The following is an 11,842-nucleotide window of genomic DNA, read 5'->3' as shown; positions in this document are numbered from 1 at the left end:
TATCAGGCGGTATGGGTAGCCGGCGGCGCTGGCGGTGGCAACGCGCGCGCTGGGCGCGTGGCCCACCAGCACAGCAGGGAACCGGCGGTCACGCAGGCCACACCGCGCACGAAGCCCATGCCCGGCTGCAGCGACAGCCACAGGCTGCTCCACAGCACCGACAGCACCGGCGCGAAGTAGGAAAAGATCGCCATCGACGTGACGTTGCCGTGCTGCAGGCCGTGGTTCCAGCAGCCATAGGCGGTGGCGGTCAGCAGGCCGAACACCGCCACCTGGGCCAGCCCACCCCAGTGCAGGTGCAGCGGCGGCGCATCGCCCAGCAGGTACTTCAGCCACAGCACCACGGCGGTGGCGGCCATGAACAGCGGCACCGCATTGCGGGTGCCGCCGATGCGCTTGGTCACCAGCGAATAGGTGGCCCACATGCAGGCCGCGCCCAGCGCCAGCGCATAGGCCAACGGGTTGCTGCGCAGGTTGCCCCACAGCACCGCCGGCGACCAGGCGCCCTCGCCGGTCACCACCATCACCACGCCCAGCAGGCACAGCACCGTGGCCGGCAGCAGCAGCCAGTTGCCGCGCTGCATGCGGGTCAGCACCGTCAGCAGCACGGTCAGGCACGGCCACAGGTAATTGATCATCACCAGTTCCAGCGCCTGCCCACGGTGGTGGGCCAGGCCGATGGACAGCGACAGCGACACCTCGGTACCGATGAACAACGCACCGCCCAGCAGCAGGTAGCGGCGCGGCAGCTGCGAAGGCCGCGGCATGCCCAGCATCAACGCGGAAAAGAACGCGGCAGCGGTAAAGATCAGTGCGGCGCCACCGGTGGCACCGAAGATCTCGCTGATCGTGCGCAGCATGCCCAGCGTGGGGCTCCACAGCAGCACGGCACTGGCGCCGATCAGGGTAGGAAGATGGGGGGACGCAGAAGCGCGCAGCGCGCGGAAGCCGTACATGGGGGCGACGACAACAAGGGCAGTTCGGTTGAAAGGCACGCGCCCGCCTGCGCCCGGCCCCGACAACGGGACAGGCAGAACAGAGGGACAGGTGAGTCCTGGGAAGTACGCTGGTCCGTAGCGACGTCCCCGGAATGCCCCGGCACTGTGCGTTGCAGGGGGATACGGCGGGAGGCGGGTTACAGCAGCCGACTGGCCGAAGCGGATTGTACGCCTTCGATGTTGCGCCGCAATAGAGCCCTGTTCAGGCGCTACGTGGCGCGGTCGCGGCGGAAGCGTGGCAGCCCGCGCAGGCGCTCCACCAGCCACTGCGCCGCGCCCGACAACGGCCACTCCGCGCGATGGATCAGCCACAGCGTATCGCGTACCGGATCGCCACATTCCACCGTGTCGATCAACGCCGGCTGCGCGAACGATTCGCGTGCATGGCGCGGAATGACGGTGAAGCCCAGGCCGCGTGACACTGGCTCCAGGATCAGCGCGACCTGGTTGGTGAAGCCGTGCACCGGCAGCGTGCCCACCCCGGGGTTGCCCGGGAAGCGCCGCGACAGCAGGCGGGTAGCCATTGCCCGCCCATCGGGGTGGTCGATGAAGCCCAGCCGCTGCAGATCTGCCCAGTCTTCGGCCTGCGCGCCGGCAGGCACCACCAGTTCCAGCACTTCCTCGGTGAAGGCCGAGGCGGCCACGCGTGGGTCGTCGGGTTTCAGCGTCACCAGACCCAGTTCGTACTGTTTGTTCACCACCGCCTGCAGCGCTTCCGGGTCGGGCGCGAAACGGTGGCGGATCACCAGCGCCGGGTGATTGCGCTGGTAGTCCAGCAGGATGGGATACAGCGCCAGACCCACGCTGCCGGGGCTGATCAGGCTGACCTCACCCTGGTCTGAAACCGTCTGCGACAGGCTCGCCCGCAAGCGCCCCTGCGCGCGCTCCATGTCCTGGATGAAGGCCAGCAAGGCGGTGCCCGCCGGGGTCAGTTCGATCTGCCGCGGCCGGCGGATCAACAGCGGCCCCAGTTCGTCTTCCAGGTGGCGCACGTGCTGGCTCACCGCAGCCTGGGTCAGGCCGAGCTGCTGGGCCGCACGGGTGAAGCTGCCTTGGGCAACGATGGCGGCGAACGAGCGCAGCCACTGCGGGTTATGCATAACCAGATTTTATCCATGGGATAAGTCGCCATTAGACCACCTATAGGCACGGGCGACCTACGCTGGTAAGGCCCTCTTTCCCCCTCCCCTGCGCGACTCCCCCATGAAAATGAACGCCATCCACTGGCCCGACGGCTACCTGCCGGGCCTGACCGACAACTTTGTCTCCAATGAAGTGATCGTCGCCGGCCTGACCGCTGCCGACCTCTGGCCGCTGCTGGCCACCCCGGCGCACTGGCCGACCTACTACGCCAACTCGGCCAACGTGCGCTTCCACGATGGCCGTGGCCCGGTGCTGGCAGCCGGCGACCGCTTCCAGTTCGAAACCTTCGGCTTCCCGGTCGAAGCCCGCTGCACCGAATACGTTGCGCCGACCGCCCACACGCCGGGCCGGGTGGCGTGGCACGGCTGGGCCGGCGAGGAAGGCGCCGCCGATCGTCTGGATGTCCACCATGCCTGGCTGGTGGAAGACCTGGACGCTGGCCGCGTGCGCATCCTCACCCAGGAAACCCAGAACGGCGCACCGGCCAAGGCGCTGCAGGCGGCCAAGCCCAACCCGATGATCAACGGCCACCAGGACTGGCTGGACGGCCTGGTCGGCGCTGCCCGCGCCCTTCCGCCGCGCTGATCCCATCCCTGCCCGCCCGTTCGCTGCACCCCCGCTACCGAGATCTTCATGACCGCTCTGTTCAGTCCCTTCACCCTGAAGGACATCACGCTCCGCAACCGCATCGCCATTCCGCCCATGTGCCAGTACTCGGCGCACGAGGGCTACCTCAGCCCGTGGCACACCACCCATTACGCCGGCATGGCGCGGGGTGGCGCCGGTCTGGTCATCGTCGAAGCCACCGCCGTTTCCGCTGAAGGCCGCATCACCCCCGGCTGTGCCGGGCTGTGGGAAGGCGGCCAGATCGAAGGCATGGCGCAGGTTGCCGCGGCGATCAAGGCCGCCGGCGCCGTGCCGGGCATCCAGATCGGCCACGCCGGGCGCAAGGCCAGCGCCAACCTGCCGTGGGAAGGCGACGACCACATTGCCGAGGGCGACCGCCGTGGCTGGCCGACGCTGGCGCCGTCCGCGCTGGCCTTCGGTGGCGGGCTGGGCAAGGTGCCGCAGGCGATGACGCTGGACGACATCGCGCGCGTGCAGGCCGATTTCGTGGCCGCCGCCCAACGCGCGCTTGCCGCCGGCTTCCAGTGGCTGGAACTGCACTTCGCCCATGGCTACCTGGCGCAGAGCTTCTTCTCACCTGTGGCCAACCAGCGGACCGATGCCTACGGCGGCAGCGCTGAAAACCGCGGCCGCTTCCTGCGCGAAACCCTGGCCGCCGTGCGCCGCGTGTGGCCCGAACACCTGCCGCTGACCGCGCGCTTCGGCGTCGTGGAATACGACGGCAACGACGAAAGCTTCTACGACGAAGCCGCGCAGCTGGTGCGGGATATGCGCGATGGCGGGCTGGACCTGATCGACGCCAGCATCGGCTTTTCCACCGCCACCAGTCGCGCGCCGTGGGGCCCGGGCTTCTTCGTTCCGGTGGCCGCACGCCTGAAGCGCGATGTGCAGATGCCGGTGGCCGCGAGCTGGTGCATCGACGATCCGCACATGGCCGAAAAGGCGGTAGCCGAGGGCAGCATGGATCTGGTGTTGATCGCCCGTGCGCACCTGGCCAACCCGCACTACCCCTACCAGCTGGCGCTGGCACTGGGCGAACAGAACCCGGCCGGCGTGCTGCCGCCGCCTTACGCGTACTGGCTGTCGCGCTACCGCGGCCCCGGCAAGGGCGCCGCGCAGTAACAGCGCAGCACCGGCGCGGTTGTCAGCCGCTGCCGTGAAACTGCAGCCCCACCCCGGGCAGCGTCTGGATGTAACGCGGTGCCGCGGCACTGTCACCGATCTTGGGCCGAAGGCGCGCCAGCAGGATGCGGATGTAGTGCGCATCGCGGTTGTGGGTGGGGCCCCATATCTCGGTCAGGATGACCGGCTGGGTCACCAGTCGCCCCGCGTTGCGCGCCAGCAGCAGAAGCAGGGCGTACTCCTTGCGCGACAGTGCCAGGGGGGCGCCCTCGAAGCTGACCGCGTGGGTCTGTTCGTCGATGCACAGGCAGCCGTCATCGAAGCGGAACGGCTCATCGCCGCTGCGGCTGGCCGAGCGCAGCAGCACCCGGATGCGCGCCATCAGCTCATCGATGCCGAACGGCTTGATGACGTAGTCGTGTGCACCGCCATCGAGCGCGGCCACTTTCTCGCGCTCACCGGCGCGGGCCGTCAGCATGATCACCGGCGCCGGCGAAAACGCCCGCAGCTGGGCCAGCACCGCGTGCCCGTCCATGTCGGGCAGGCCGACATCCAGCACCACGATATCCACGCGGCAGCTGCGCGCCACGTCCAGCCCGCCCTGCCCGTTCTCGGCCAGCAACACCGTATAGCCCTGCGCACGCAGGCTGATCTGCAGGAAGCGACGGATATGCGGCTCATCATCGATGACCAGCACGTTGATGCCCGATTCCACGGCGGCAATCTGCGTCACATCCGGTTCCTCACGCCGCCGTGGGCCGCAGCATCGGCAGGGTGATGCGGATGACGGTGCCCACGCCATCCGGCCCGGCAAACGCTTCAACCGATCCGCCGTGCGCGCCGATCATGCCCTGCGCGATGGTCAGGCCCAGCCCGGTGCCCTTGCGGTTCCGGTCGCCACGCTCGACGCTGTAGAACATGTCGAAGATGCGCTTGCGCTCGTCCTCGGGAATGCCGGGGCCACGATCGCGCACGTCGATCTGCAGGTTGCCGCCGAGCAGGCGAGCGGACACATCCACCGCCGCGCCCGGCGGTGAGAACCTGGCGGCGTTTTCCAGCACGTTGAACAGCCCCTGTTCGACCAGCGCGGGATGCACCCAGATCGGCGGCACGTCCGCAGCGATGGCCACGTCGAGCTTGACCCCCGGCTGGTACCGGCGCAGACGCCCCGACGCCGACCCGATCAACTCATCCACGCCTACCCAATCGCGGTTCAGGGTCAGCCCGTCGTGGCCCAGCCGGGTCATGTCCAGAAGATTCTGTATGTAACGGTCCAGCCGATCGCCTTCCTCCAGAATGGTGTCGAGCAGGTTGGCCTTGTCCTCGGCCGACAGTGCATCGGGATAGCTGACCAGGCTGCTGGCCGAACCAATCATCGACGCCAGCGGCGAGCGCAGGTCGTGCGACACAGACGACAGCAGCGCCGAACGCAGGCGCTCGGTTTCATTGCTGACCCGCGCGCCCTCCAGATCGGCCACCAGCCGGGTGCGCATGATGGCCTGGGTCACATCATCGATCATCGCCTCGGCAAGGCGGCGCTGCTCGGGCGCCAGGCGCGCGGTGTCCTCGCCCCAGCGCAATCCCATCACGCCCACCACGGTGCGGTTGGCCAGCAGCGGAACGAACCACCACGGCGAAGCGGCCAGCGTATCGGTGAAGCGCCCGGCCTGCTGGCGGTGCGCCAATGACCAGTCCGCCGCCGCCCGATCGGTGCCGTGCAGCAGCGTGCCGGGCGACTGCTCGGTGCGATCGGCGGACTGGATCCATACCGACACCCCCAGGCTGCGTTCCATGGCAATGCGCCCCACATGCAGCACCTGGCCCAGATCGGCGGCGCTGCTCAGGCCGCGCCCCAGCCGTTCCATCATCGTGGCCTGTGCATTGACCGCGCGCAGCGCCAGGATCTGCGCGCGCAGCCGCGTGGCCAGGCTGCCACACACCAGTGCCGCCACCAGGAAGATCACCACCGTGGCCACGCCGCGGTTGGCGCCGATGCTGAAGGTGAAGGTGGGTTCGATGAAGAAGAAGTTGTAGCTGAAGAAGCACAGCGCCGCAGTGCCGACCACGCCCAGCATGCTGGTGCGGGTGGCCACCAGGATCACCGCCACGATGAAGACCATCGACATGTCGTCGATACCGAGCCATCGCTGTGCCATCCACGAAGCGACGATCGCGCCCAGCGTGGCCAGCACGGCGGCGGTCAGATCGTGCCGCAGCAGGGAGCGGTCGGGGATGCGCAGGCGGCGGCGCGCGCGCGCACGTGCTTCGGGCGAGCTGATGATGACCAGTTCGTAATGCGCTCCGCGCTGCAGCAGTTGCTGGGTCAGCGTGCGGTTGATCATGCGGGCCAGTGGCCGCTCGCGGGTGCGGCCCACGATCAGCGTGGATGCACCACAGCGTTCGGCGTGGTCCAGCAACGCATCGGCCACGTGGGTGCCGTGCACCACCTCGGCGTCCGCCCCCAGGCTGCGTGCCAGCGCAAAGGCGCGGTCCAGCTCGGCCTGCCGCACGGCCTCCACCGGCTTGCCGGACTGCACGGTCACCACCGTCCAGGGCGCGTCACGGCGCTGGGCGATCCTGCGCCCGGCGCGCACCATGTATTCCGATGCACCCATGCCATCGATGGCGATCAGCACCCGGTTGCGCAGCGCAATGCCGGGCAGGCCGCGTGCGATCTGCGATTCGCGCAGGTCTTCTTCCACGTGGTCGGCCGCGGTCTGCATGGCCAGTTCGCGCAGCGCGGCCAGGTTGGACGGCGAAAAGAACGCCTGCAATGCGTGGGTCGCCTGCTCGGGCAGATAGACCTTGCCCTGGTTCAGGCGTTCGATCAGTTCGCGGGCGGGAAGATCGACCAGGCGGATGTCGCGCAGGCGGTCGAACACCGCATCGGGCACGGTTTCGCTGACGCGGATGCCGGTGATGCGATGGACGACGTCGTTCAGGCTTTCCAGGTGCTGGATGTTGATCGTGGTGTAGACATCGATGCCCGCGTCCAGCAGATCGATCACATCCTGCCAGCGCCGTTCATGGCGGCTGCCCGGAACGTTGCGATGGGCCAGTTCATCGATCAACGCCACCTGCGGACGGCGCGCCAGGATCGCATCGACATCCAGTTCCTGCAGCTTGCGGCTCTGGTATTCGATGCGCCTGCGCGGAATCAGCTCCAGCCCGTCCACCAGCGCGGCCGTCTCGGACCGGCCGTGGGTTTCGACGATCCCCACCACCAGGTCGATGCCCTGGCGGCGCAACTCGCGTGCGCGCGACAGCATGGCGTAGGTCTTGCCCACGCCGGGCGCGGCGCCCAGGAAGACAGTCAGGTGGCCGCTGTTCTGCCGGCGCAGTTCGCCCGCCAGCGCATCGGCCTTGGCGTTGCGGTCATCGTTCATGAGCAGGTTCCATCAGGCTGCGCAGGCCCCTGTGCGTGCACAGGGGCGGCTCGATCCGAGCGTGCCGCGCTCAGTTCCGGGTCGGGGCCGGTGCCACCTGGTCCAGCGCCAGGTTGAGCTCCAGCACGTTCACGTGCGGCGCACCATAGAGGCCGAAGCGCATCCCTTCGGTGTGCCTGGCCAGCAAGGCCTGCACATCGGCAGCCTGCATGCCGCGCGCTTTGGCCACCCGCTGCACCTGGATCTGCGCGGCCTGCGGCGAGATATGCGGATCGATGCCGCCACCGGACTGGGTGACCAGATCGCTGGGCACCGCTTCCGGCGCCACGCCGTCGCGCGCCGCCACGGCCGCGCGGGCCTCGTCCACCCGCTTGCGCAGTTCCGGGTTGGTGCGGGCCTGGTTGCTGCCGGCCAGCGCCATCACGTCGTAGGACGCCGCCGACGGGCGCGACTGGAAGTAGCGGTCATCGGCAAACGGCTGTGCCACCAGCGACGAGCCGACCACCTTGCCGTCGCGCTCGATCAGGCTGCCACTGGCGGCGGCGGGGAACATCAGTTTTCCCAGGTTTGTGGCGGCCAACGAGTAGACGAAACCAAAGCCCAGCAGCGAGGTGATCGCCAGGCCGATGGAAGCGCGCCAGACGCCGCTGCGACGGGGAGCGGAGTGCGACGAAGCGTGTTCAATGATGTTGTTCATGGCAGGTCCTCAGGCACCGAACACGGCGGCCAGCGCCGTGTCGATCAATTTGATGGCCGGGAACGGCAGCAGCACGCCGCCCAGGCCGTACACCAGCACATTGCGGCGCAGCAGCGCGGTGGCGCTGGCAGCACGGAAGCGCACACCGCGCAGGGCCAGCGGAATCAGGATCGGAATGATGATCGCGTTGAAGATCAGCGCGGCCACCACCGCATGGGTCGGGCTGGACAGGTGCATCACGTTCAGCGCGGCCATCGAGGGAACAGCGGCGAACATCGCCGGCAGGATGGCGAAGTACTTGGACACGTCGTTGGCCAGCGAGAACGTGGTCAGCGCGCCGCGGGTGATCAACTGCTGCTTGCCCACTTCCACCACCTGCAGCAGCTTGGCCGGGTCCGAATCCAGGTCGACCATGTTGCCGGCCTCCTTGGCAGCCTGCGTACCCGAATTCATCGCCAGGCCAACGTCGGCCTGCGCCAGCGCCGGTGCATCGTTGGTACCATCGCCGACCATCGCCACCAGTCGCCCCGCGGCCTGTTCCTGGCGGATGCGGGCCAGCTTGTCTTCCGGGCGCGCCTCGGCGATGTAGTCGTCCACGCCGGCTTCGGCGGCGATGGCCGCGGCGGTCAGCGGATTATCGCCGGTGATCATCACCGTCTTGATGCCCATCGCACGCAGCTGCGCGAACTTCTCCTTGATGCCGTGCTTGACCACGTCGGACAGTTCGATCACGCCCAGCAGGTGGCGACCATCGGCCACCACCAGCGGCGTCGCACCATTACGGGCCACCTGCTCCACGCGCGCCGACAGTTCCGGCGACGGCTCCGAGCCCAGCGACTGCGCGTACTTCACCATGGCGTCGATGGCGCCCTTGCGGATGGCACGCACCTGGCCATCGGCCAGGTTCAGGTCGACTCCGGACATGCGGGTGTGCGCACTGAACGGCACGAAGTGCGCGTTGGCCGGTTCCTCGATGGGCGTGTTCGGCTGGCGGGCCAGCTTGACGATCGACTTGCCTTCCGGGGTCGGGTCTGCCAGCGAGGACAGCAGGGCCGCTTCGCGCAGGCGCTCCATATCCACGCCCGCCAGCGGATGGAACGCCGTGGCCTGGCGATCGCCGTGGGTGATGGTGCCGGTCTTGTCCAGCAACAGCACGTCCACGTCACCGGCCACTTCCACCGCCTTGCCCGATTTGGCCAGCACGTTGGACGACAGCGCGCGGTTCATCCCGGCGATGCCGATGGCCGGCAGCAGGCCACCGATGGTGGTCGGGATCAGGCAGACCAGCAACGCGACCAGCAGCAGCGGGTCCAGCGAAATGCCCACGAAACCGGCGATGGACGGCAGGGTCAGCACCACGATCAGGAAGGTCAGCGTCATGGTGACCAGCAGCAGGCCCAGCGCGATCTCGTTGGGCGTCTTCTGCCGGTTGGCACCTTCCACCAGCGAGATCATGCGGTCCAGGAAACTGTTGCCAGGTTCGGCGGTCACCCGCACCACGATCTCGTCGGACAGCACCTTGGTGCCACCGATCACGCCGGAGCGGTCGGTGCCGGCCTCACGCAGCACCGGTGCCGATTCGCCGGTCACCGCCGATTCGTTGATGGTGGCCAGGCCACGGATGATCTCGCCGTCGGCGGGCACGATCTCGCCCGCCGACACCACCACCAGATCGCCCGGGCGCAGTTCGGCGGCCGGCACCGATACCGCGTTGGCCAGCGTGGCCGCATCACTGATCCTGCGCGCCACCAGGTCCTTGCGCGCGCGGCGCAGCGAGGCGGCCTGGCCGCGACCGCGCGCTTCGGCCACGGCCTCGGCGAAGTTGGCGAACAGCACCGTGACCAGCAGCAATGCGGTAACCGCCCAGCCAGGGCCAGTGGCGGCCTTGCCGGCGATGGTCAGGCCCGCCGTGAGCAGGGTACCCAGCCACACCACGGCCATCACCGGGTTGCGGAAGGCATGGCCAGGCGACAGCTTGGCGAAGGACGCAATGACAGCGGCCTTGAACCCGGCGGCATCCAGCAGCGCCGGGCGACCGGGGCGATGCCCGGTGTGCATGGAAGTATCAGTCATTGGGAAATCCTCAGAAGGCCTTGAGCGCCAGGTGATCGGCGATGGGGCCCAGCACCAGAACCGGCATGAACTGAAGCAGGGTCAGGATGACGACCACCGCGATCAGGGTGAGTGCGAAGGTGGGCGTTTCCACGTGCAGCGTGCCCGGGCTTTCCGGAACGGCACGCTTGCGCGCCAACATCGCCGAAATGACCAGCGGGATGATCAGTGCCGGGTAGCGACCCAGCGCCAGCACCACCGCACAGGTCAGATTCCACCAGTAGGTGGCATCGCCCAGACCTTCGAAGCCGGAGCCGTTGTTGGCAAAGGCCGAAGTGAATTCATAGAACACCTGGCTGATGCCGTGGAAGGACGGATTGGAATTGCCGGTCAGGCTGGGCACGGCCAGGGTGATGGCGGTAAGGGACAGCAGCACCAGCGGCTGCAGCAGCACCAGCACGGCCAGCAGTTTCACTTCCGGCGCTTCGATCTTGCGGCCGAACAGTTCCGGGGTGCGGCCGGTCATCAGGCCGGCCAGGAACACGCTCAGCAACAGGTAGACCAGGAACTGCTGCAGGCCGCAACCGATGCCACCCCAGATGGAATTGACCAGCATGTTGCTGATCGTGACCAGGCCGGTAAGCGGCGCCAGCGAATCGTGCATCGCGTTGACCGAGCCGTTGGAGGTCTGCGTGGTCAACGCCGCCCACAGCGCGGAAGCGTCGGCGCCGAAGCGCACTTCCTTGCCCTCCATCAGTGCAATGTCCGTACTGGTGGACGACAGCGATTCAGACCACAGGGCCACACCGGTGGAAACCAGCGACATGGCCAGCATGGTGCCGACCACCAGCGCGGTGAATCGGCGGCGCCCGGTGAAGGCGCTGACCATGAAGGCGATGCTGACCGGAATCAGGATCAGGGCCAGGGTTTCCAGCAGGTTGGAAAGCGCGGTCGGGTTTTCCAGCGGCACGGCACTGTTGGGGCCATACCAGCCACCGCCATTGGTACCCAGCTGCTTGGCCGCCACCATCGAGGCCACCGGCCCCAACGGAATCTTCTGCTCGGCCATGCCCGCAGACGCGTCGATGGGCGTGGCCACCGGGCCGCCATCGAACGTGGACGGCACGCCCTGCCAGGTCAGCAGCAGCGACCACAGCAGGCACAGCGGCAGCATCAGGCGCACGGCCGGGCGGATGACATCGGCCCAGTAGTTGCCCAGGTCGGGTTCGCCATCGGTTGCAACGACCGACGGCGCGCGATCGTTGCCCGTAGCGGCCAGCACATCGCGCCTGCGCCCGCCGAACAGGCCGCGCAGCGTCGCCACCACCAGGGCCAGGCCCATCATCGGGGTGATCACCTGCAGGCCAACGATGCCGGTCATCTGCGCGAAGTAGGACAACTGCGCCTGGCCGGAATAATGCTGCTGGTTGGTGTTGGTCAGGAACGAGACCATGGTGTGCAGCGCCAGGTCCCAGCGCATGTTCGGCGCATTGTTGGGGTTCAGCGGCAACCAGGCCTGGGTCATGAAGATGGCCAGGGTCAGCACGGCCAGCACCAGGTTGCTGACCAGGAACGCTTTGACGTACTGCTTCCAGCCCATACCCTGGCCAGGCGCAACGCCCAGGATGCGATACAGCGGCCGTTCGATCAGGCCAAACACGCGGTCACCCCACATGGGTTGGCCACGCATCACCGCCGCCAGATAACGGCCAATGGGCCAGCCCAGCAACAGGGCCAGCGCAATTACGGAAAGGAACTCGAACATGGGATGTCCCACCTTGTTGTGGTTGGATCGCCGTGCGCGCGGGCGCGCCTGC

General features: G+C 67.9%; 9 protein-coding genes. 2 read left to right on the top strand and 7 right to left on the bottom strand.

What is annotated here, in order from left to right; all coding sequences use genetic code 11:
• Positions 1-2: 2 nt before the first annotated feature.
• Positions 3-995 (bottom strand): aromatic amino acid DMT transporter YddG, encoded by a 993-nt coding sequence (yddG, locus tag C1922_RS14845; protein ID WP_199912191.1) that lies wholly within the window; start codon positions 993-995, stop codon positions 3-5.
• Positions 996-1,207: 212 nt separating this feature from the next.
• A complete protein-coding gene (locus C1922_RS14840; protein ID WP_108750457.1) occupies positions 1,208-2,098 on the bottom strand; it encodes a LysR family transcriptional regulator in 891 nt (296 codons plus the stop codon).
• 103 nt (positions 2,099-2,201) lie between these two features.
• Between C1922_RS14840 and C1922_RS14835 the strand changes: the two genes are divergently transcribed.
• A complete protein-coding gene (locus C1922_RS14835; RefSeq protein ID WP_199912190.1) occupies positions 2,202-2,726 on the top strand; it encodes an SRPBCC domain-containing protein in 525 nt (174 codons plus the stop codon).
• A gap of 48 nt (positions 2,727-2,774) precedes the next feature.
• Positions 2,775-3,890 (top strand): NADH:flavin oxidoreductase/NADH oxidase, encoded by a 1,116-nt coding sequence (locus tag C1922_RS14830; RefSeq protein ID WP_108750455.1) that lies wholly within the window; start codon positions 2,775-2,777, stop codon positions 3,888-3,890.
• Positions 3,891-3,912: 22 nt separating this feature from the next.
• Here the strand turns inward: C1922_RS14830 and C1922_RS14825 are convergent, their stop codons facing one another.
• From C1922_RS14825 to kdpA, 5 genes are all read right to left on the bottom strand, one after another.
• Positions 3,913-4,623 (bottom strand): response regulator transcription factor, encoded by a 711-nt coding sequence (locus C1922_RS14825; RefSeq protein ID WP_234413331.1) that lies wholly within the window; start codon positions 4,621-4,623, stop codon positions 3,913-3,915.
• A gap of 10 nt (positions 4,624-4,633) precedes the next feature.
• Positions 4,634-7,276, bottom strand: coding sequence for a sensor histidine kinase KdpD (locus tag C1922_RS14820; protein WP_108750453.1), 2,643 nt, complete (start codon positions 7,274-7,276; stop codon positions 4,634-4,636).
• 70 nt (positions 7,277-7,346) lie between these two features.
• Positions 7,347-7,973, bottom strand: a complete 627-nt coding sequence (kdpC, locus tag C1922_RS14815) for a potassium-transporting ATPase subunit KdpC (protein ID WP_108750452.1) — start codon at positions 7,971-7,973, stop codon at positions 7,347-7,349.
• A gap of 9 nt (positions 7,974-7,982) precedes the next feature.
• Complete coding sequence (gene kdpB / locus C1922_RS14810; RefSeq protein WP_234413521.1) at positions 7,983-10,031, bottom strand: potassium-transporting ATPase subunit KdpB; 2,049 nt, start codon at positions 10,029-10,031, stop codon at positions 7,983-7,985.
• Between the two features lie 25 nt (positions 10,032-10,056).
• Positions 10,057-11,790 (bottom strand): potassium-transporting ATPase subunit KdpA, encoded by a 1,734-nt coding sequence (kdpA, locus tag C1922_RS14805; RefSeq protein ID WP_108750450.1) that lies wholly within the window; start codon positions 11,788-11,790, stop codon positions 10,057-10,059.
• Between the last annotated feature and the right edge of the window lie 52 nt (positions 11,791-11,842).

Source organism: Stenotrophomonas sp. ZAC14D2_NAIMI4_7 (assembly GCF_003086675.1).
GTDB lineage: Bacteria > Pseudomonadota > Gammaproteobacteria > Xanthomonadales > Xanthomonadaceae > Stenotrophomonas.
This window is presented reverse-complemented; position numbering and strand designations above follow the sequence as displayed.

Excerpts from the sequence above, each read along its gene's own strand:
- C1922_RS14840 (WP_108750457.1), bottom strand. The coding sequence starts at position 2,098 with ATGCATAACCCGCAGTGGCTGCGCTCGTTCGCCGCCATCGTTGCCCAA.
- C1922_RS14835 (WP_199912190.1), top strand. The coding sequence starts at position 2,202 with ATGAAAATGAACGCCATCCACTGGCCCGACGGCTACCTGCCGGGCCTG.
- C1922_RS14830 (WP_108750455.1), top strand. The coding sequence starts at position 2,775 with ATGACCGCTCTGTTCAGTCCCTTCACCCTGAAGGACATCACGCTCCGC.
- C1922_RS14820 (WP_108750453.1), bottom strand. The coding sequence starts at position 7,276 with ATGAACGATGACCGCAACGCCAAGGCCGATGCGCTGGCGGGCGAACTG.
- kdpC (WP_108750452.1), bottom strand. The coding sequence starts at position 7,973 with ATGAACAACATCATTGAACACGCTTCGTCGCACTCCGCTCCCCGTCGC.
- kdpB (WP_234413521.1), bottom strand. The coding sequence starts at position 10,031 with ATGCACACCGGGCATCGCCCCGGTCGCCCGGCGCTGCTGGATGCCGCC.
- kdpA (WP_108750450.1), bottom strand. The coding sequence starts at position 11,790 with ATGTTCGAGTTCCTTTCCGTAATTGCGCTGGCCCTGTTGCTGGGCTGG.